The sequence below is a fragment of the Litchfieldella xinjiangensis genome (assembly GCF_000759345.1).
GTDB lineage: Bacteria > Pseudomonadota > Gammaproteobacteria > Pseudomonadales > Halomonadaceae > Litchfieldella_A > Litchfieldella_A xinjiangensis.
On record NZ_JPZL01000003.1, the window covers coordinates 380,288 to 401,102 of the forward strand.

Sequence of the window (20,815 nt, forward strand, 5' to 3'; positions counted from 1 at the left end):
TTCATGGAGCTGTATCTCAACGCCACCTCGCCTTTCGCCCGTGTCGTGCGGGTCGTCGCCCTGGAAAAGGGGCTGGAGACGACGCTTTCCTTATGCTGGTGCGACCCTTGGTCGGATGACGCCAGCTTATTGAATGCCAATCCGCTCGGGCGTGTGCCGGCGCTGGTCACCGAGGAGGGCCAGGCCCTGAGCGAGTCGCTGTTGATCGCCCAGTACCTGGATGCGCAGGGCCAGGGACCGGAACTGCTGCCCCGCCAACGGCTGGCCGATGTGCTGGCGATTGCCGGGCTGGGACAGGGGCTGACGGAGGCCGCGTTCTCGCTGGTAATCGCTCGCAAGCACCAGGGTGCGGAGGCGGATACCAGTGTCTTGGGCCAACGCCGCCAGCGCGCGATCGGCCGGGCACTGGCAGCGCTGGGCGATCAGGTCGACAGTGGCGCCTTGTCGAATCGCCTCGACCTGGGGGGCATCGTCGTCGCCGTGGCCCTCGACTACCTGTTGTTGCGGCTACCTGAAGTCGACTGGACGCGGGACTTCCCCGAACTTGCCGCCTGGCATCGGGCCTACACCCAGCAGCAGAGCTTTGTGTCCACCCGCTTCGCCTGAGCCTTCGAGGCACGGTTTCGCTGTGGCGGCGCGATGCCCGTAGTCAAGTTGGGGTGGCTTGCAACGCGGTGCGCTTCATGCCCGCCTGGCCGTGCCAGTAGCCATCGCACCCGACCTCAGTCAGCGCCAAGGGGTCGCGCTCGGCCAACTCGCCACGCCGGGCGCGATCGAAGGCGGCCACCACCTCGCTCATGCCTTCGGCGCGTGGGCTCAAGCGTGCCGCAGCAACGCCCATGCGCTGCATCTCAGGCACCTCATGGCGCAGGTCCTGACAGGCGCCTGACAGCGTCTGGATGCCGTTGAGGGTGAACACCTCATCGGGCGCGTCCTGGGCACACAGCGGCAGGCCTTCCGGATACTGCTGGCAGACGAACTGGCAGCGGTCCTTGGGCAGGCCATGGCGGCGTGCCGTGAAGCAGCGTGCCGACCAGGCCAGGGGCAGATGGCCATAGGCGAAGACTTCACAAGGCGCGTCGAGCCCCGCGGCGTCCCGTGCGGTTAGCAGGTTCGCCAAGGCGTCTCGCGCCATCTCCACCGGCATGACCCAGCGCTGCATGCCGGCCTTGGCCATGACGCCGAGTGCGGCGGCGTTGTACAGGTTGATGGCCGGGCCGGCAACGAAGGGAACGCCGGCGTCGGCGAGCAGGCGGACGGCACTATGATCGTTGGCCTCCACCATGAAGTCGCCGTTGTCGCATACCTTGCGCAGCCCGCGCAGATCGGCTTCCGATTCGATCAGGGTCTGGCTCGACAGCACCACGCGCTTGCCCCGCTCGGTCAATGAGCGGGCGATGTCGCGCCAGTCGTCGAGTTTCATGTCGCGCCGACGCGAGCATACCGTCTCGCCGAGGTAGACGGTCTCGATCGGCCATTCGCCGGCTTGGGCATAGAAATCGGCGTAGCGGTCACGCGTCCAGTAGAACGCGACCGGCCCCAGGGTCAATTCAAGCATGGTGGCTCCTATTTCCAACGACGCTCGTAGGCGCCAAGCGTGGTGGTGGCCCCCTCGGAGAGCTCGCTGAGGTTCGCCTGCCAGGCGGGTTCGGGGTGGAAGCGCTCGGGCGCCTTTTCCAGGCGATCCAGGGCCTGGCGCCAGATACCGGCCACCGTGGCCACATAGGCCGGGCTGCGCTGACGTCCCTCGATTTTCACCGCGCTGATGCCCAGCGCATGCAGCTCCGGCAGCAGATCCAGGGTATTGAGACTGGTGGGTTCCTCGATGGCGTGGTAGGTCTCGCCGTCGACCTCGAAGCGCCCCTTGCATAGCGTTGGGTACCCGGCGCGCTCGCCCTCGGCGTAGCGATCGATCAACACGCCGCCCAGGCGCGACTCGAGCCCCTCCGGCGTGGTTTCCCAGCGCACGTGCGACGCGGGTGAGCAGACGCCGCGCGTGTTCGGCGATTCGCCGGTCAGGTAGGAAGAAAGATAACACCGGCCTTCGGCCATGATGCACAGGCTGCCGAAGGCGAAGACTTCGAGTTCGACCGGGCTCTGGCGTGCCAGGTCACGAACCTGGGTCATCGACAGGACTCGCGGCAGCACGGCGCGCTTGATGGCGAAGCGATCGTGATAGAAGCGCAGCGCCTCATGACTGGTGGCCGACCCCTGCACCGACAAATGGCGGGGCAGGTCGGGATAGCGCGTGGCGGCATAGTCGAGCAAGCCCGTGTCGGCGAGGATCAATGCATCCACGCCGAGGGCCGCGGCATCGTCGACCGCCTGGGTCCATTGCGCCCAGCCCTCGGGCTGCGGATAGGTATTGATGGCGCAGAATACCCGCCGCCCCCGGGCGTGCGCATAGGCGATACCCTCACGGGCACGGTGGTCGGTAAAGTTGAGGCCCGCGAACTGGCGGGCATTGGTGGCATTCTGGAAGCCGAAGTAGACCGCATCGGCGCCTTCATCCACGGCGCGTTTCAGGGCGGGCAGGTTGCCTGCCGGGCACACCAGTTCCATGACGTTCTCCGACAATGAGACGCCACGATACTAAGTGAACCGCTCAAGTTAACCTTTGATATCGATCATACGAAACGTCATATAACGTGCGCATGTATCCTTTCATTTTAAGGATTGATTACTGCCCTTCGAGCATGCCCATGTGTTTACGCAACGTTTCATGAGTGATCTTTAAATGGTTGGCGAACTCCGTTGCCTGGGTGTTTTCCGGTCGATTCTCCTTGAGCAACGCGAGCAGTTGTTCGTGAACTTCCTGTTGGTGTTCCAGCATCGCTTGATCGAATGCATCGCCTTCAAGCCCTTCCAGACGTGACACCGCGTCTGCCCACGGGGCTTTGCCATGGTCCGAGGCTGAGCCGTGATCCTGGGTGTCGCTGCCCATCAGCCACTCCTCGAGTATCCGATGATCCTCGCCGAAGGTTGAGGATAACTCGCTGATCTCGGAGGAGTTTCCCCGCTCATCGGCAAGCGTGGCCAGCGCTTGCTGGTGATGGTGAAACGCCTGAAGGCGAGTACGCAGCTCTGCTTCCGAGTGCGGCTCGGCATGGGCCAGCGATACCGTGCCCGATCCCGTTAACATGACGAGCATCAAGACAGCATATCTAAGTCGCTGTTGCATAAGTTATCTCCTGTCAGGTCGAATAATAAGTTCGCAGCACAAAAGCCACTCAGCCCTTTATCCCATTTGCTTCATGAGTCATTACTTCCTACGGTAGTACAAGGTATCGCGTTGCGATGGGTTTAAGCATGGATAAGACGATAGATAAAACAGAGAAGAAGCGCGAACTGACCGTGTTCGTATTCCTGGCAGGTGTTCTGTTCCCGATTCTTTCCGTCCTGGTGGTATCGGGGTATGGCTTTCTGGTCTGGATCTACCAGATGTTCGCCGGCCCGCCAGGGCCCAGCTAGCTAACCCGTTAGCTAGATAGTCGAGAAAAACGAATAAACGAGGAGAGCCATGGCCGTGGATGCGTCACGGCGTGCCCTGCTTCAAGGCCGGCCCGGCAGGCCGTTGCCTTTGCGCCCTCCCTGGGCTGAAGCCGAGCCGCGCTTTACGTCACGTTGTACCCGGTGCACAGCCTGTATGGAGGCGTGCGAGACCGGAATCATCGTGCGTGGCGACGGTGGCTTTCCCGAAGTCGATTTCCAGCGCGGCGAATGCACGTTCTGCCAGGCATGCGTGGACGTGTGCGAGGCCTCGGCATTCCACGATCCCGAACATTCTTCTCCCTGGAGCTATGTTGCCAAACTCGGTGATCGCTGCCTGGGGCGTGACGGGGTGTATTGCCGGAGCTGCGGCGAGAGCTGTGAGGTCGGCGCCATTCGTTTCTTCTTCAATGCCCATCGGGTCCCCGAGCCCGAGCTCGATACGACGCTATGCACCGGCTGTGGCGCCTGCGTTGCGGGGTGCCCGACCCAGACCCTCTCGGTGGGCCGTCCATGACAGCCCGATGAGTTCACAAGAATCCAGGGGCCATGAGAACCCCGATGAGGAAACGTCATGAATGACAATATTCATATCTCGAGCCTGGTCGTTCAGGCCCGGCCGGAGCGTGTCGCAGCGATCGCCGAATACTGCCGGGCTGCGGTCGGCGTCGAGGTACACGTCGCCGACCCCGGCGGCAAGCTGGTCCTGGTCATCGAGGCCGGGGGGCAACGCGAGACCGTGGATTTCATCGATGCGCTGCAAGGCGAGCCGGGGGTGCTGTCGGCGAGCATGGTGTATCACCACGTAGAGAGCGCCCAGGAATTGAACAGGGAACTGAACAGGGAAATGGAGGGGGAGGCGAGCCATGAAGCTGACGCGACGTGATTTCATCAAGACATCGGCGGCGAGTACCGCCGCGGCCGCCGCTGGGGTGAGCCTGCCGGGCCAGGCGCAGAACCTGGTGACCGATTCAGAATACACGCAGCTCAAGTGGGCCAAGGCGCCCTGCCGTTTCTGCGGGGTGGGCTGTGGCGTCAACGTGGCGACCCGCGACAATCAGGTGGTGGCGACCCACGCCGACATCAACGCGCCCGTGAATCGGGGCGTCAACTGCATCAAGGGCTATTTCCTGTCCAAGATCATGTATGGCCAGGACCGCCTCACCCAGCCGCTGCTGCGCAAGACCAATGGCGAATACGACAAGGATGGCGAGTTTACGCCGGTGAGCTGGGATGAAGCCTTCGATGTCATGGCCGACAAATACAAGGCGGCCCTGCGTGAGAAGGGGCCCGAGGCCGTCGGCATGTTCGGCTCCGGGCAGTGGACGGTATGGGAGGGCTACGCCGCCAACAAGCTGATGAAGGCAGGCTTCCGCTCTAACCACATCGACCCCAACGCGCGCCACTGCATGGCGTCGGCCGTGTTCGGCTTCATGCGTACCTTCGGTATCGACGAGCCGATGGGGTGCTATGACGATATCGAAGCGGCGGATGCCTTCGTGCTATGGGGCTCCAACATGGCCGAGATGCACCCCATCCTGTGGACGCGGGTCACCGACCGCCGTCTCTCGTCGCCGCACGTCAAGGTGGCGGTGCTCTCGACCTACGAGCATCGTTCCTTCGAACTCGCCGACATGCCGATCGTCTTTACCCCCCAGGCCGATCTGGCGGTGCTCAATTACATCGCTCGCTACATCATCGAGAACGACCGGGTGAACTGGGACTTCGTCAACGAGCACGTGCGCTTCAAGGAAGGCAACGTCGACATTGGCTACGGGCTGCGCCCCGAGCATCGCCTGGAATTGGCGGCCGAGAATGCCAAGGATGTCGCCGGTGCACGCGACATCGACTTCGAGCGCTATCGCGAATTCCTGCAGCAGTACGATGCCGACTACGTCAGCGAACTCTCCGGCGTGCCCAAGCGTCAGCTCGACGAACTGGCCGAGCTCTACGCCGACCCCGATACCCGCGTGATGTCGTTCTGGACCATGGGCTTCAACCAGCATACCCGTGGCGTCTGGGCCAACAACATGGTCTACAACATCCACTTGTTGACCGGGAAGATTTCCACCCCGGGCAACAGCCCCTTCTCACTGACCGGTCAGCCTTCGGCCTGCGGTACCGCCCGTGAGGTGGGCACCTTCGCGCATCGCCTGCCAGCGGACATGGTGGTGACCAACGATTATCACCGCGCCTTTGCCGAGAAGACCTGGAAAGTGCCGCAAGGCACCATCCAGAAGTTGCCCGGGGCGCACGCCGTGCTGCAGAACCGCATGCTCAAGGACGGCGACATCAACGTCTATTGGGTCCAGTGCAACAACAACGTCCAGGCGGCGGCGAACCTGGTCGAGGAGACCTACCCGGGCTACCGCAACCCGGATAACTTCATCATCGTCTCCGACGCCTACCCCACCGCGACCACTGAACTCGCCGACCTGATCCTGCCGGCGGCCATGTGGGTCGAGAAGGAGGGCGCCTACGGCAACGCCGAGCGGCGTACCCAGTTCTGGCACCAGATGGTCACCGCACCCGGCGAGGCGCGTTCCGACCTGTGGCAGATGATGGAGTTCTCCAAGCGTTTCCAGATCGAGGAGGTGTGGCCGCAGGAACTGCTCGATGCCAACCCGGAGTATCAGGGCAAGTCCCTCTACGACGTGCTGTTCCGCAACGGCCAGGTCGATGCCTTCGATCTCGAGGAGCGCGATCCAGAATTTCCCAACGACGAGGCCGAGCACTTCGGTTTCTACGTCCAGAAGGGACTTTTCGAGGAGTACGCCCAGTTCACCCGCGGCCATGGCCACGATCTCGCCCCGTTCGATGTCTACCACGAGGTACGCGGCCTGCGCTGGCCGGTCATCGACGGCGAGGAAACCCGCTGGCGCTACAACGGGGAGTACGACTCGTACGTGGAGGAGGGGCGCGATTTCCAGTTCTACGGCCACACCGACGGCCGAGCGGTAATCTTCGCCGTGCCCTACGAGCCACCGGCTGAATCGCCGGATGATGAATACCCGCTGTGGCTGGTGACCGGTCGCGTGCTCGAGCATTGGCACTCCGGTTCGATGACGCGACGGGTGCCCGAACTGCACCGCGCCTTTCCTCAGGCCGTGGTCTACATGCATCCCGATGATGCGCGGAACCTGGGAGTACGACGCGGGAGCGAGGTGCGCGTGATCAGTCGTCGTGGTGAGATGAACAGCCGCATCGAGACGCGGGGCCGCAACCGCATGCCGCGGGGGGTCATCTTCGTGCCGTGGTTCGACGCCAGCCAATTGATCAACAAGGTGACGTTGGACGCCACTGATCCCATCTCCAAGCAGACGGACTTCAAGAAGTGCGCCTGTAGGATCGAACGGGTCTAGGGAGAACAATCATGCGACTGATCTATACGGGCATCGCCATCTTGCTGGTCAGCGTGGCCGTCTTTGCCGCCGAAGGCGACCACGATTCGTTGCGCGGCAACGTCCCGCTGCTCGAGGAACGCACCCCCGAACCGCTGTATGAGGTCGAAAACAATGACCTGCGGCGCATTAGGGCCTACCCCATGCAACCGCCCACCATCCCGCACAAGATCGACAACTATCAAGTCGATCTCAATGCCAACCGCTGCATGACCTGTCATAGCCGTCGGCGGGTCGCGGAGAGCCAGGCACCGATGGTCAGCGTCACGCACTACATGGATCGCGACGGCAACTTCCTGGCCGAGCTCTCGCCGCGGCGTTATTTCTGCAGCCAATGTCACGTCCCGCAGACCACCGCTCCCACGCAGGTCGGCAACACGTTCCAGGACATTGACGAGATCATCCGCGAACAGCGACAACGTGGACAATAGGGGGCGGGATGTTCAAGAAAGCGATCCGCATCATCAAGGATTTCTGGGCCACCTTCAGTACGCCCAGCAAATATTTCAGCCTGGGCTTCCTCACGGTGGGCGGCTTTATCGGCGGGGTGCTGTTCTGGGGCGGTTTCAATACCGCCCTGGAGGCCACCAATACCGAGACCTTCTGCATCAGCTGCCACGAAATGCGCGACAACGTGTATCAGGAGATTCAGCCGACCATTCACTTCACCAATCGCTCAGGGGTGCGCGCCACCTGTCCGGACTGTCACGTCCCGCATGACTGGACCGACAAGATCGCCCGTAAGATGCAGGCCTCCAAGGAGGTCTGGGGCACCATTTTCGGCACCATCAATACCCGGGAGAAATTCTTCGAACACCGACTCGAAATGGCCACCCGGGAGTGGCGACGCTTCGAGGCCAACGACTCGCTGGAGTGCAGGAATTGTCACGACGAAGGCGCCATGGATTTCACCCGCCAGAGCGCGCGGGCGGCAGCAGCGCATGAACGCGGGCTGATCGAAGGTGACGCAACCTGCATCACCTGTCACAAGGGGATTGCCCACGAACTGCCTGACATGGCCGGTGTCGAGGGCTGGCACTGATTCGCTCAACGGACGGCATGTGAATGGAGGAGAAGGTCATGGACTACCGAATACTCGCCAAGGGCGGCTTGCTGGCCCTGACCCTTGCATTGTCACAGGGCTCCCTGGCGCAGGAAGGGACCCAGCAGAACGGGCCGGCGGAGGCCAATCCAACGCCCAGCCCCGACCGCCAGGGTACGGCGGTGATTGACGCCGAGGATCCCGCCACGCCCGATGAGAATGGCCCCGATCAGACAGAGTCGTCCTCAGGCAACTCGGGCTCGGATGCCCCCGATACGGAGTTCAAGAGTCCCGACGATACGTCTCAGCCGATTCGCCCCGGCCAGCTCGAGCAAGGGGAACAGGTCGAACCGGTGGAGGATGACGAGACGCAGGGCAGCTCACCGGCAAGCTAGTCACCACCAGTGCTGGGGGTAGCGGCGGTGACGGGCGAGATTGTTGATCATTACCGCTACGCTCAGCATCAGCAGGCAGCCGGCACCGACCGGCATCAGGGCATAGCTCCAGCCCAGCGAATGGAGTTCATTCGAGCCGATGACCGCGATCAATGCCGTCGCACCTCCCGGGGGATGCAGTGTATGGGTGAATTGCATTACCAGGATGGCGGTGGAGACGGCTGCCGCGGCCGCTAGCCAGTTGTCGCCCAGCAGGTGCCAACTGAGCACGCCTACCAGGGCCGACAGGACATTGCCACCGAGCACGTTGCGTGGCTGAGCGAGTGGGCTTTCGGGGGCGGCGTAAAGCAACACTGAGGTTGCCCCGAACGAGCCGATCATCAGCAGGGCATGCTCGGCCAGCGCCTGGTCACTCAGCCAGCCTACCCCGGCCATCCCCAGGAAAGCACCGAACCACGACCACAGGGCATCACGCCAGCAAGGTGGCGTGCGCTCGGCGGGCGCTCCTTTCATCTTGCTCAAGTACGTTTTTACCATGGCCTGCTCAATTTGCACCAAAGGGAGGCGATTGTGCCAAAAAGGTGCGCCGGCCTGAAATAACGTTAGGTTATCTCGACTATCGTACCTGCCTATTCGCCACTGGCCGCATTGATTTGTCCTCCCTCACTTCAGCCCAAGGCGCCGGGCCTGGCGGTGCAGGTTGCCCGGGTCGAGCTCAAGGGTGCGTGCGGTGGCCGCCCAATTACCGCCATGTTCGGCCAATGTGTCGGCAATCAGCGCACGCTGGAAGGCATCGGTGGCGTCACGCAGTGAGCGGGGCGTGGGTCGCGTTCGGTGCGGAACCGGTTCAATGTGATCGGCCATGGTCTGACCTTCGCCACGATGCACTGTCGTGTCGGGCAATTGCAGGTGCGCCTGCTGGACGCGCAGCACGGCCCGGCGTCGCAGCGGAGTGCCGCCATGTTCGCCCAGGGCACGTAGCGAGGCCCGGGCCAGGGTATGCTCCAGTTCGCGTACATTGCCCGGCCAGTGCCAGGCGAGTAACGCCGCCTCGGCTTGCGCGGACAGGCGCAGGTTGGCCAGGCCCAGCCGGATGCGGTTGTCCTCCAGAAAATGGCCGGCGAGCAGCGGGATGTCCTCACGACGTTCGCGCAGCGGTGGCACCTCCAGAGGAAAGGCGCTCAAGCGATGATAGAGGTCCTCGCGAAAGTGCCCGGCCTCGACTTCCCTGGCCAGGTCGCGATTGGTCACGGCGATGATGCGCACATCGACATGCTGAGGATGTTCGCTTCCCAGCGGCTGGATCTCGCCTTCCTGCAGCACGCGCAGCAGCTTGGGCTGTAGCGTCAGCGGCAACTCGCCGATCTCATCGAGCATCAGCGTGCCGCCATCGGCCATGGTGAAGTGGCCGCGGTGGTCGCGTACCGCACCGGAGAACGCGCCGCGCAAATGGCCGAACAGCTCGCTTTCGATCAGGCTCTCGGGCAGCGTGGCGCAATTGACCTGGACCAAGGGGCCACGTCGTCGCTTCGACTGGGCATGCAGGGTGCGTACGACGCGCTCCTTGCCGACCCCGGTCTCGCCATGCAGCAACACGCTCATGTCGGTCGGTGCCACCAGCGCGATCGCTTCATCGAGGCGTCGCATGGCCGCACTGCGCGATTCCCGGTGCAACGGGCGTCGTTCTTCTTCCAGCACGTCATCCAATCGGAAGCGGGCGGCACTGAGCTGATCGGCCAGGCGCAGGCAGGTGCCCAGCAGCCCGGCTGCCGCCTGCAGTTGGCGTTCGTCCAGCCCGTCCAGGCTACCGGGCGTCAGGGCGTCCAGCGTCAACAGGCCCGTCAGGCGGTCGCCATCGCGTAGCGCGACGCCCAGGCAGTCGTGCACCTCGCTCAAGGTTTCATCAAGCAGACCGTCGAAGGGGTCGGGCAGGGGGCTGTCCGGCGGGAAGCGGCACACGCCGGGGTGCGCCGCGATGGCTGCCAGTCGAGGATGCTCACGCAATACGAAGCGGCGCCCCAGCACTTCCTCATCGAGTCCCAGCACGGCCACCGGACGCAGGGCATCGCCTTCGGCAACCATCAAGGTGCTGGCTTCGGCAGGGGAGTCGCCCACCAGGGCATCGAGCAGCCGGCGCCAATCATCATGCAGCGCGTCGCGGGAATGCCCCTCCGCCAAGGTGGCGAGCAGGGTGCGCAGCGTATCCAGGAAATCGGTCATGGGTGTGTCGTTGTGACAGTCATTGTGATTACGACACCATATCGGTTGTCAATTCGTCAACGCCTGATCGGGCAATGGAGCGGGTGCCAGCGTCGCTTCACCGCCCAAGTGGCCGTATGCCAGGCACTGTCGCGGCGCAATGTCGCAGCGTCCCCACGTGGCACATGGCTTGCTCCTATAAGATGCATTGCATAAGCATTTAATTAGAAGGACACCCCATGTTGACGAAAGATCAGGAACAGCTCATCGACGCGACCGCACCGCTGGTCGCCGAGCATCTCGATGCGATTACACAGCGCTTCTACCCGTTGATGTTTGATCGCTACCCCGAAGTGGCGCCGCTATTCAACGCTGCGCACCAGGAAAGCGGCAGCCAGCCGCGCGCCTTGGCCGGGGCGGTGCTGGCCTACGTTCAGCTACGCCGCGATCCGCTCCGCGCCCGCGAGCTGCTGGCGACCGTGGTCAGCAAGCATGTCTCCCTGAATATTCAGCCCGACCAGTACCCGATTGTCGGGGAGTGCCTGATGGCAGCCATCGGTGAGGAGCTCGGCGAGGCAGTGACGCCGGAGATCGCGGCGGCCTGGACGGCACTCTATGAAGAGCTTGCCGGCCTGCTGATCGATCTCGAAGCCGTGCGCTATCGCGAATTCACGCGCCGGGAAGGCGGCTGGGAAGGGACCCGCGACTTCCGCATCGCCGAGATCCGCCAGGAGAGCGAGGTGATCCGCTCGTTCGTGATGGAGCCGGTGGATGGCGGCACGGTGGCGGACTTCACGCCCGGCCAGTACATCGGCTTGCGCGTGACGATCGACGGCGTGCCGGTCAATCGTCACTACAGCCTCTCGGCAGCGCCCAACGGCCGCAGCTACCGTATTTCGGTGAAGCGCGAGGACGCCGGCCATGTCAGCCGTCACTTCCATGACCGCATGGCCGTTGGCGATACGCTGGAACTCTTGCCGCCGGCAGGCGACCTGACCCTGATCGAGGGTGACGAGCCGGTTATGTTGATCAGCGGTGGCGTAGGCCAGACGCCGATGCTCTCGATGGCCCAACAGGCCCTGTCCCAGGGTCGCCGGGTAGTCTATCTGCATGCCGCCCAGACCCCGGAGCATCACGCCTTTCGTGAGGAAGTGGACGCGCTTGCCGAGCGTTACCCCGACCTGCTGGAGCGCGTGACGATCTACGAGCAGGCAGACGATGCGGCACAGGCCGATCATGTCGGACGTATCGATCGCGAGCTGCTGGCACGCTACCTGCCCGAGGGCCAGCCGCGCTGCTATTTCGTGGGGCCTCAGGGCTTCATGAGTGCCGTCAACCAGGCGCTGGCCGCGCTGGAGGTGAGCGAGTCTCGCCGTCACTTTGAACATTTCGGTCCGTCACGTCCGCTCGAGACCGCTTGAGGTAACCACCATGGCCCGTTTCGCGTCCCTGCCTCTTCCCGCTTCCCTCACATCGGCGATGCCGGTGTGGCGGCTGGCCTTCCGTCCGTTCTTCCTTCTGGGTGCATTGTTCAGCCTGGCGGCGATGCTGGTCTGGGGGGCGTTCTGGCACGGCGACGTGCTGCTGCGTCCGCATGGCGGCATGCTGTGGTGGCACCAGCACGAAATGCTGTTCGGCTTCGGCAGCGCGATCGTGGCCGGCTTCCTGCTCACCGCCGTGCAGAACTGGACCGGGCAGCCGGGCCTCAAGGGGTTGCCGCTGGTCGGGCTGGTCGTGGTGTGGCTGGCCGGTCGCGGGGCACTGGCCTTTGCCCCCGAGGCCACCTCGCTGTGGCCGGCCCTGGTGGACCTGGCCTTCCTGCCGCTGGTTGCCCTGGCGATGGCCCGGGCGGTGATCGCGGTGCGCCAGTGGCGCAACCTGATCTTCGTGCCAGTCCTCGGCCTATTGGTGGTGGCCAACGCGCTGATGCACCTGGGCGTGTTCCAGGGCGATGCCCTGATGATCCGCGGCGGGGCACACCTGGCGGTGCTGTTGATCGCTCTGCTGATGGTCGTGCTGGGTGGCCGGGTGATCCCGTTCTTCACCTCGCGCAAGCTCGGCAGGCCGCAGGCGGAGCGCCTGAATTGGCTCGAGCGGGCCTGCATGGGCTCGGTAATGCTGCTGGTGGCCATGCAACTGGTCAGCCTGGTGATCGACCTGCCGGCCATTGCCTGGGCGGTGGTGGCGTTGTTTGCCGGGGCGATCAACCTGCTGCGGCTGGCGCGCTGGGACGCCCCCCGCTCACTGCATGAACCCCTGTTGTGGGGCCTGCATGCCAGCTACGGCTTCGTGTGCCTGGGGCTGGTCATGTGGGGCCTGGCGGTGCTGGGTTGGGGGCAACTCTCGCTTGGCCTGCATGCCGTTACGGTGGGTGGCGTGGGGACCATGATGCTGGCCATGATGGCCCGGGTCTCGCTGGGCCATACCGGCCGCACCATTCAGACCCTGCCGGGAATCGGCTTGGCACTGGGGCTGATGCTGTTGGCGGCGGTGTTGCGTGCCCTGGTGCCGGCACTGTGGCCCCAGGTGTCGCACTGGACGCTGAGCCTGAGCATCCTCTGCTGGCTGGTGGCGTTCGCGATCTTCGTCTGGCATTACGCCCGGCCGCTGCTCACGCCGCGGGTCGATGGGCAGGACGGCTAAACCCAGCACACTGGGCGGGGATTTGACGTGGCGCAAGGTCTGCACGGCGAGAAGCGGGCATGCTAGGCCGCTTTTCGCTCGTACCGACGACAGGAACCTAGACCGTGACCCAGGCGCCCGAACTGCTATCCCCCGCCGGCACCTTCAACCACATGCGCTATGCCTTCGCCTATGGCGCGGATGCGGTCTATGCCGGCCAGCCGCGCTACTCGTTGCGCGTGCGCAACAACGACTTCTCCCTCGAGACCCTGCATCACGGTATTGCCTACGCCCATGAGCGTGGCAAGGCGTTCTATGTCGCCTCGAACATCGCCCCGCACAATGCCAAGCTCAAGACCTACCTGCGCGACATGGCGCCGATCATCGAGGCCGGTCCCGATGCCCTGATCATGTCCGACCCGGGGCTGATCATGATGGTGCGCGAACGCTGGCCCGACCAGGTGATTCATCTCTCGGTACAGGCCAACGTGGTCAACCACGCCGCGGCCCGCTTCTGGCAGCGCCAGGGCATTCGTCGCATCATCCTTTCGCGCGAGCTGTCGCTGGATGAAATTGCAGAGTTTCGTGCCGAATGTCCCGATCTCGAGCTCGAGACCTTCGTTCACGGTGCCCTATGCATCGCCTATTCGGGCCGTTGCCTGCTGTCGGGTTACTTCAACCATCGCGATCCCAACCAGGGCACCTGTACCAATGCCTGTCGCTGGCAGTACGCGACCCACGATGCCACCACCGATGACACCGGCGAGCTGATCCCCACACGCCCGATCCAGGCGTCACCCCAGGTCGCCACGGCGCTGTTCGAGGATGCGACTCGCCCCGGCGAATTGATGCCAGTCGAAGAGGACGAGCACGGCACCTACGTGATGAACTCCAAGGACTTGCGGGCCGTCCAGCACGTGGCGCGGCTGGTCGAGATGGGCGTGAGTTCGCTGAAGGTCGAAGGGCGCACCAAGTCGGCCTACTACGTGGCGCGTACCGCCCAGGTCTATCGCCAGGCCATCGACGATGCCGTGGCCGGCCGACCCTTCGACAAGACCTTGATGGACGATCTGGATAACCTGGCCAACCGCGGCTACACGGAAGGCTTCTATCGGCGTCACGTGCACGATGCTCACCAGAATTATGTGCGTGGCCACTCGCTCGGCGTGCATCAGCAGTTCGTCGGCGACATCACGGGCTACGACCCGGACCGTGGCTGGCTCGAGGTCGACGTCAAGAATCGCTTCGGCGTGGGTGATTCGCTCGAGCTGATGCTGCCGGGCGGCAATCGCCGTTTCACGCTCGCCGCGCTCGAGGATCGCCAGGGCCGGCGGATCGATACCGCCCCGGGGTCGGGCCATGTGGTACGCGTGCCGCTGCCCGAGCATGAGCGGCTGGCACCGGAGGCGGTCGAGTTCGCCTTGCTGATGCGCGACTTGAACTAGCCGCCTGCGACAATTACGCGCGACAGGGAGCGGGCCATGGCGCAGCCATCCTGCGTTGGGTAGAGTCTGGCTCTCTAATCAAGCAGCCAGGTAACTGCCATGCAGTGTTCTTTCCCGCGGCGACGACCCTCTGCGGCGTTCTCCCGTCGTACCGGCAAGCGGCTGCTTGCCTTTGTGTCTCGGCTGCATTTCTACATCGGCCTGTTCGTCGGCCCCTTCCTGCTGGTCGCTGCACTCTCCGGCATCGTCTATGTCTTCGCCCCGCAGGTCGAAAGCTGGCTCTATCACGACGCACTCACCAGTGAGAGTCAGGGCGTACCGCAGCCGCTGGCACGACAGGTCGAGGTCGCTCAAGATGCTCTGGGCGAGGCCGCGCTTCCCGCGGCCGTGCGCCCGGCGCCGCACTCAGGCGATACCACCCGGGTCATGTTCGCCGCGCCGGAGCTCGGCCCTTCGGAGCATCGCGCACTCTTCGTCGATCCCGTTACGCTCGAGATCAAGGGCGACATGACGGTCTATGGCACCAGCGGTGCGTTGCCGCTGCGTGCCACGATCGGGCAGTTCCATCGCTCCATGCTGTTGGGCGATGTCGGACGCCTTTACAGCGAGCTGGCCGCGTCCTGGCTATGGATCGCCGCCCTGGGGGGGGTGGCATTATGGCTGCAGCGCCGACGTGCGCTGCGCCAGGTGCGTGGGCGACAGGCCATGCGTCGTCGACATTCGACCCTGGGCGTCATCGCCCTGGTGGGGCTGGTGTTTTTCTCCGCCACCGGGCTGACCTGGTCGAAGTGGGCGGGGAACAATATCGCCGAGCTACGCCATGCCTGGGGGTGGGCGACGCCGGGTGTGTCGACGCACCTTGCCGGCGAACCCAGCCATGGCGCAGGCGCGCATGCCGAGCATGGCGCTGCACACGCGCCCATGGCAAACACAGCGCTTACGCTTTTCGATTTCGATCGCGCCCTGCAGGCGGCACGGGCCGCGGGGATCGATGCCACTCTGTTGCAGATCGATCCGCCCGCCGCTGCGGACCGCGCCTGGCGCGTGTCCGAAATTGATCGCCGCTGGCCCACCCAGGTGGATCAGGTCGCGTTGCATCCGCAGAGCATGGCCGCGCTCGACGCGACCGATTTCACCACCTTTCCGCTGGCGGCCAAACTCACGCGCTGGGGGGTCGATCTGCATATGGGCGTCCTGTTCGGCGTGCCCAATCAACTGGTGCTGGCGGCATTCGCCGCGGGGCTGGCGGTACTGGTGTGCTGGGGCTATGTCATGGGGTGGCGCCGGGTGCGGGCAACCTCGGCGGGCGGGCCGCAAACGCTGACCGAAACCGTCGTGCTGCTTCCCTGGTCGGTGCGCCTGGCGGTGCTGGGTGTTGCCATCGCCCTGGGCCTGGCACTGCCGGTGATGGGTGCGAGCCTGCTGCTGTTCGCGGCTATCGACATGCTGCGTTGGGCCATCTCGCGTCGTCAGGGTCTGATAGCGGCGGGTCAGCCCTGATTCAGATCAACCGGCCTGGCCATTTCATGCATCGGTCAGGCGCGGGTCGAGCCCGCTGCGTTATGCTGTGGTCAGAAAAACATCATTGAGAGGCCCCATGGAGCACTATTTTCTAATCAAGCATCTGCACATGACATTCGCCGGCTTGAGCATCGTTTTCTTCATCGTCCGTGCCTGGTGGTCAGTGCGTGAGTCGCCTCACCTGCAACGCCGCTGGGTGCGTATCGCGCCGCATATCATCGATACGGGGCTGCTGGGCTTGGGTATTGCCCTGATGATCATGCTGAGCTTCTGGCCGCACCAGCATCCATGGCTTGCCGCCAAGCTGCTGGGCCTGGTGCTGTATATCCTGCTGGGCACCATCGCCATCAAACGAGGCCGCAGTCCCGCCGGGCGCGCGGTGGCCGCTATCCTGGCTGTGCTGGTATTCGTCTATATCATCGGCGCTGCGATTCGTCACCATCCGCTCTCGTGGCTCGCCTGAGGGCCCGAGCGCGCGCAATCGACTGACTATAAAAGGAGTTCACTCATGGCCGATCACAATCTTCCTTCCGGTGCCGGCAAGGTGGCCGAGCAGTATCCCGACGTATGGGATGCCTACGCCAGCCTTGGCGAGGCCTGCGCCAATGCGGGGCCGCTCGATGCCCGCACGCGGCGGCTGGTCAAGCTGGCGCTGGCCATCGGGCAGCGTTCCGAAGGCGCCGTGCATTCGCACGTGCGCCGCGGCCTCGACGAGGGCATCACGGCCGAGGAGTTCAAGCAGGTCGTGATGCTATCGATCCCCACCACTGGCTTCCCCAATGCCGTGGCGGCGCTGACCTGGGTCGAGGACATCACCGAGGCGTGACCCGAGGACTGACTCAGAGACCGATTTAGCAGCCCGTTAAACAGTACGCCCGGGCCATGGCCCGGGCGTACTGCGTTCTTATGAGCTTCGAAAGGGATCAGGCCTGGCCGGCCAGGGCTTTCTGACGCTCCTGCTCCTCGATGGCGCGATCCACCGACGAGACGTAGTACTCGTCGTCGAAGGCCCCTTCCGGTTCCTTGAGCCACACCAGGCAGATCAGCCAACTGATGAAGGCGCCGGTGGCGATGATGTAGAAGAACTGGGTGGGGGTGACGAAGGTGAAGATGGTCAGGTAGACCACCGCGCCCACGTTGCCGTATGCCCCGGCCATGCCCGAGATCTGCCCGGTGATGCGGCGTTTGATCGAGGGGATGATGCCGAAGGTGGCGCCTTCCGCGCCCTGCACGAAGAACGAGGTGAACACGGTGATCACGATGGCGATGATAAGCGGCCAGTTCGCGTTGAGCATGCCCATCAGCACGAAGCCGATGCTGATGCCGAACATGTAGCTGAGCATCACGAAGCGGCGGTTGCCCATGCGGTCCGAGACCAGCCCGCCCATGGGGCGCGCCACCAGATTGACGAAGGCGAACGAGGCGGCAATGAGCCCGGCCATGGCGGCATTGAGCTCCCAGGTCTGCTCGAAGAACATCGGCAGCATCGAGACCACCGCCAGCTCGGCGCCGAAGTTGGCGAAGTAGGTGCTGTTGAGCGCGGCCACGCTATTGAACGAATACTTGTCGTCCTCGGGCACGCCTTTCTTGAGGATCGGCACGTTGACCCGCAGGATCTGTACGATCTGGTAGACCACGATGGCGGCGATCACCAGGTAGGCGATGGTGGCGCCTGTGCTCGACAGGTACCCCATGTTCTCGATGCGCCACACCAGGATGCCCAGTACCCCTACCAGCGGAATGGTCCACAGGATCAGCTTGATCATGTCGGCCCAGCTGCTGACCTCCATGGCGGCGGTCTTGCGCGGCTTGCGGTGCGCCTTGGCATCGGGGCCGTCGGTGATGGCAAACCAGTAGTAGACGCCGTAGGCAGCCATGACGATGGCGCTCTGGGCGATTGCCCAGCGCCAGCCGTCCGCGCCGCCGTACATGGTCAGGGCGATGGACGGCAGCGAGATCGCGGCGGCGGCGGAGCCGAAGTTACCCCAGCCGGCGTAGAAGCCCTCGGCGAAACCGATGTCCTTGGGCTTGAACCACAGCGCGGTCATGTGGATACCCACCACGAAGCTGGCACCGATCGAGCTGAGCACCAGGCGTGCCACCAGCAGCTGCATCATGCTGGTACCGAAGGCGAAGAGCAGGGCCGGAATGGCCATGGTCACCATCAGTACCGAAAACACCCGGCGAGGCCCGAAGCGATCCAACGCCATACCGACGATGATGCGGGCGGGAATGGTCAGTGCCACGTTGCAGATGGCGAACAGCTTGATGTCGTCGGCGGTCAGCCAGTCGACGCTCTTGAGCATGCTCGACGCCAGCGGCGCCATGTTGAACCACACATAGAAGGTGATGAAGAAGGCGATCCAGGTCAGGTGCAGTGCCCTGATCTCCGGACTGCGGAACTTGAAGACGGAAGCGACTTTCATGGTCGTGATTTCCTATATGGCCCAAGGGTAGCGAATCGCGGATCGCTCACGGACTGGGCAGAATCAACAGCGGGCATTCGACGCGCCGGGCCAGAAACGAGCTGACCTTGCCGAACGTCATGTAGTCGAGTTCGTCGACGAAATAGCTCAATGACTGGGCGATGATTCCGCCATCCGGCTTATGGCTGTGCCGGGCGATGACCAGCAGGCTGGGCGAGTGTCGCTGGGTGGCATGGAGCAGCATCTTGCGGGCGTCGCCCTCGGCCAGCAGCATCTCGGCCTCGAAGCCTTCCCCCTCGGCAAACGCCACGCCTTCCTCCAGGGCGGCCCTGAGCTCGGCCACCTCCTGCTGGAACAACGATTCGTTGGCGTCAGTGGCATCGCGAGGATTCTCCGCCACGCCGGCGAGCAACAGGCGGGGACGGTTACAGCGGAACATATCGACGGTCTGAGCAAGCGCCAGCTTGGCGTTACGCGAGCCGTCATAGGCAACCATGATCTTCATGGCGGTCATTCTCCGGAGGGTGCCCGGCGCAGGGCGCCGGGCGGGAAAAGCGAACGGCTCAGGGGTTCTTCACATAGGCGCCGCGGCGCAGATAGAACCACCAGTTGATGACCAGGCACACCGCGTAGAACACCGCGAAGCCATACATGGCCAGTTCGGGGGTGCCGGCCTGGATCTGCTCGCCCATCACCCGCGGGGCGATGAAGGCGCCGTAGGCGGCGACAGCCGAGGTCCAGCCGAGCACCGGACCTTTCTTCTGGGCATCGAAGATCACGCCAATGCTACGGAAGGTGGAGCCATTGCCGATGCCGCTGGCGGCGAACAGCACGATGAATAGGCCGAGGAATGCCCAGAAATAGGCATTCGGGTCGGTGGAGTTATAGGCCAGCATCATCACGTAACCGGTGGCGATGGAGGCACCGACCATGATCACCGAGATGATCTGGGTCACGATCGAACCGCCGATCTTGTCTGAAACCCATCCTCCGATGGGGCGCACCGCAGCACCCACGAAGGGGCCCATCCAGGCCCAGGTCATGGCACTGGGGGCGTCGGGGTTGGCTACCCGCGAGAGGCTGCCGTCACTGGCACGTTCCATCATGGAGCCGAAGATCACTTCGATGGAGAGGGGTAAAGCAGCGGAAAAACCGATGAACGATCCAAACGTCAGGATATACAGCAGGCTCATCGACCAGGTGTGCTTGTCGCTGAAGATGGCGAACTGTTTCTGGATATTGGGTTTGATATCGCCGGGGATCAGTCGCAGCAGACCCAGCGTCAGCAGGATGGTCAATGGCAGCGCGAACCACATGTTGAGCAACCCCAGGCCTACCGGGCGGGGCATCATCAGGACAAGGCCGATGGCCGAAGTCACCAGGCCCAGATTGTAGAGGCCCAGTATCTTGCCGAAGGCGGCAAGAGGCGTGCCGGGATTGGGCGTGATAGTACGGAGGTTGTTCATGCCGAACCAGGCTGCTGCACTCAGCGGGACCAGCACGATGACGCCCAGCAGAGCGGGGTTTTGCAGCCAGGTGGGAGTGCCTTCGGGGATACGCCCGATCAATGTGCCGCTGGACCGCATAAGCTCCATGGGGTCACCCGAAAGTACGCCGAACACCGCAGCGGTCATCGATAGGGGAATCAGGATCTGCATGCCGGTCACGCCCAGATTGCCGAGGCCGGCGTTGAGCCCTAATGCCAGGCCTTGCTGACGCTTGGGGTAGAAGGAAGAAATATTGGCCATCGAGCAAGCAAAGTTACCCCCGCCCACACCCGATACCAGCGCGAGTAGTTGGAACACCCAAAGAGGCGTTGCCTGATTCTGCAAGGCGAAGTAGGCCCCGAGGCACGGGATGATCATCAAGGCCGTGGTCAGAAAAGTAGTGTTGCGGCCGCCCGCGATACGGATCATGAACGAGGCGGGAATCCTCAGGGTGGCGCCGGCAAGTCCGGCAATGCCCACCAGCATGAAGAGCTCGGATTCGGAAAAGGGGAAACCCAGGTTCTTCATCTGGACGGTCAGCATGCCCCACATTTGCCAATAGCCGAACGCCACCAGGAGGCAGGGAATCGATATCCAAAGATTGCGCGTGGCGATACGCTTGCCCTGCCGCTCCCAGAACGTGGGGTCCTCGACCTCCCATTCTTCGATGTCGTCGTTGAGCCTTTGCTTGTGGCCAAGGCGTTGATAGCCGGTATCGATATTGGACATAGCCGTCCTCCCCTGTTTTTTATCGCCATCCCCGATGCGATCAACGCCGCGCGATGGCT

At 63.6% G+C, this 20,815-nt stretch carries 22 protein-coding genes; 14 read left to right on the forward strand and 8 right to left on the reverse strand.

The features are described 5' to 3' along the window. Positions 1-3 precede the first annotated feature (3 nt). On the forward strand, positions 4-606 hold the full coding sequence (locus tag JH15_RS13995) for a glutathione S-transferase N-terminal domain-containing protein (protein WP_043531374.1): 603 nt from the start codon (positions 4-6) through the stop codon (positions 604-606). A gap of 43 nt (positions 607-649) precedes the next feature. Here the strand turns inward: JH15_RS13995 and JH15_RS14000 are convergent, their stop codons facing one another. The 3 genes from JH15_RS14000 to JH15_RS14010 form a co-directional block, all read right to left on the reverse strand. After that, on the reverse strand, positions 650-1,558 hold the full coding sequence (locus tag JH15_RS14000; protein WP_043531376.1) for a U32 family peptidase: 909 nt from the start codon (positions 1,556-1,558) through the stop codon (positions 650-652). Positions 1,559-1,566: 8 nt separating this feature from the next. Then, positions 1,567-2,562: a ubiquinone anaerobic biosynthesis protein UbiU gene (gene ubiU / locus JH15_RS14005; protein ID WP_043531377.1), complete on the reverse strand. Its 996-nt coding sequence runs from the start codon at positions 2,560-2,562 to the stop codon at positions 1,567-1,569. Positions 2,563-2,680: 118 nt separating this feature from the next. After that, complete coding sequence (locus tag JH15_RS14010; protein WP_043531379.1) at positions 2,681-3,181, reverse strand: DUF4142 domain-containing protein; 501 nt, start codon at positions 3,179-3,181, stop codon at positions 2,681-2,683. Between the two features lie 128 nt (positions 3,182-3,309). On the opposite strand from JH15_RS14010, the gene napE reads away from it, so the two are divergent. The 7 genes from napE to JH15_RS14045 are packed head-to-tail and all read left to right on the forward strand — an operon-like array spanning position 3,310 to position 8,327. Beyond that, positions 3,310-3,471, forward strand: coding sequence for a periplasmic nitrate reductase, NapE protein (gene napE / locus JH15_RS14015; RefSeq protein ID WP_081949055.1), 162 nt, complete (start codon positions 3,310-3,312; stop codon positions 3,469-3,471). A gap of 49 nt (positions 3,472-3,520) precedes the next feature. Then, positions 3,521-4,006 (forward strand): ferredoxin-type protein NapF, encoded by a 486-nt coding sequence (gene napF / locus JH15_RS14020; RefSeq protein ID WP_043531382.1) that lies wholly within the window; start codon positions 3,521-3,523, stop codon positions 4,004-4,006. Between the two features lie 57 nt (positions 4,007-4,063). Continuing rightward, the gene (locus tag JH15_RS14025) at positions 4,064-4,375 is read left to right on the forward strand and encodes a chaperone NapD (RefSeq protein WP_052384128.1); all 312 of its coding nucleotides are present in this window, start codon (positions 4,064-4,066) and stop codon (positions 4,373-4,375) included. After that, on the forward strand, positions 4,356-6,851 hold the full coding sequence (gene napA, locus JH15_RS14030; protein ID WP_043531384.1) for a nitrate reductase catalytic subunit NapA: 2,496 nt from the start codon (positions 4,356-4,358) through the stop codon (positions 6,849-6,851). Before JH15_RS14025 ends, napA begins: the two co-directional genes overlap by 20 nt. A gap of 11 nt (positions 6,852-6,862) precedes the next feature. Then, positions 6,863-7,321 carry a nitrate reductase cytochrome c-type subunit gene (locus tag JH15_RS14035; RefSeq protein ID WP_043531388.1) on the forward strand — a complete coding sequence of 153 codons (459 nt, stop codon included), beginning with the start codon at positions 6,863-6,865 and terminating at the stop codon, positions 7,319-7,321. 8 nt (positions 7,322-7,329) lie between these two features. Next, on the forward strand, positions 7,330-7,932 hold the full coding sequence (locus tag JH15_RS14040) for a NapC/NirT family cytochrome c (RefSeq protein ID WP_043531390.1): 603 nt from the start codon (positions 7,330-7,332) through the stop codon (positions 7,930-7,932). Between the two features lie 38 nt (positions 7,933-7,970). Beyond that, on the forward strand, positions 7,971-8,327 hold the full coding sequence (locus JH15_RS14045) for a hypothetical protein (RefSeq protein WP_043531391.1): 357 nt from the start codon (positions 7,971-7,973) through the stop codon (positions 8,325-8,327). On the opposite strand, the gene JH15_RS14050 is transcribed toward JH15_RS14045, so the two are convergent. Together JH15_RS14050 and norR are read right to left on the reverse strand one after the other, a co-directional pair. Beyond that, a complete protein-coding gene (locus JH15_RS14050; RefSeq protein WP_043531393.1) occupies positions 8,328-8,864 on the reverse strand; it encodes an HPP family protein in 537 nt (178 codons plus the stop codon). 126 nt (positions 8,865-8,990) lie between these two features. Beyond that, on the reverse strand, positions 8,991-10,547 hold the full coding sequence (gene norR / locus JH15_RS14055; protein ID WP_043531395.1) for a nitric oxide reductase transcriptional regulator NorR: 1,557 nt from the start codon (positions 10,545-10,547) through the stop codon (positions 8,991-8,993). Positions 10,548-10,765: 218 nt separating this feature from the next. Here norR and hmpA point away from each other — a divergent pair, with 218 nt between their 5' ends. The 6 genes from hmpA (at position 10,766) to JH15_RS14085 (ending at position 16,940) form a co-directional block, all read left to right on the forward strand. Continuing rightward, the gene (gene hmpA / locus JH15_RS14060; protein WP_043531397.1) at positions 10,766-11,947 is read left to right on the forward strand and encodes an NO-inducible flavohemoprotein; all 1,182 of its coding nucleotides are present in this window, start codon (positions 10,766-10,768) and stop codon (positions 11,945-11,947) included. Between the two features lie 10 nt (positions 11,948-11,957). After that, positions 11,958-13,169, forward strand: coding sequence for an NnrS family protein (locus JH15_RS14065; RefSeq protein ID WP_043531399.1), 1,212 nt, complete (start codon positions 11,958-11,960; stop codon positions 13,167-13,169). A 152-nt stretch (positions 13,170-13,321) separates the two neighbouring features. After that, complete coding sequence (gene trhP / locus JH15_RS14070) at positions 13,322-14,593, forward strand: prephenate-dependent tRNA uridine(34) hydroxylase TrhP (RefSeq protein WP_052384150.1); 1,272 nt, start codon at positions 13,322-13,324, stop codon at positions 14,591-14,593. Positions 14,594-14,692: 99 nt separating this feature from the next. After that, positions 14,693-16,093: a PepSY-associated TM helix domain-containing protein gene (locus tag JH15_RS14075; protein ID WP_081949038.1), complete on the forward strand. Its 1,401-nt coding sequence runs from the start codon at positions 14,693-14,695 to the stop codon at positions 16,091-16,093. Positions 16,094-16,190: 97 nt separating this feature from the next. After that, on the forward strand, positions 16,191-16,577 hold the full coding sequence (locus JH15_RS14080) for a SirB2 family protein (protein WP_043531403.1): 387 nt from the start codon (positions 16,191-16,193) through the stop codon (positions 16,575-16,577). A 45-nt stretch (positions 16,578-16,622) separates the two neighbouring features. Continuing rightward, entirely contained in the window at positions 16,623-16,940 is a 318-nt protein-coding gene (locus JH15_RS14085) for a carboxymuconolactone decarboxylase family protein (RefSeq protein ID WP_043531405.1), read from the forward strand. 97 nt (positions 16,941-17,037) lie between these two features. On the opposite strand, the gene JH15_RS14090 is transcribed toward JH15_RS14085, so the two are convergent. The 3 genes from JH15_RS14090 to JH15_RS14100 are packed head-to-tail and all read right to left on the reverse strand — an operon-like array spanning position 17,038 to position 20,756. Further along, entirely contained in the window at positions 17,038-18,540 is a 1,503-nt protein-coding gene (locus tag JH15_RS14090) for an MFS transporter (protein WP_043531407.1), read from the reverse strand. A 46-nt stretch (positions 18,541-18,586) separates the two neighbouring features. Further along, positions 18,587-19,045: a universal stress protein gene (locus JH15_RS14095; RefSeq protein WP_043531409.1), complete on the reverse strand. Its 459-nt coding sequence runs from the start codon at positions 19,043-19,045 to the stop codon at positions 18,587-18,589. Between the two features lie 58 nt (positions 19,046-19,103). Further along, positions 19,104-20,756, reverse strand: a complete 1,653-nt coding sequence (locus JH15_RS14100; protein WP_052384129.1) for an MFS transporter — start codon at positions 20,754-20,756, stop codon at positions 19,104-19,106. Positions 20,757-20,815: the final 59 nt, after the last annotated feature.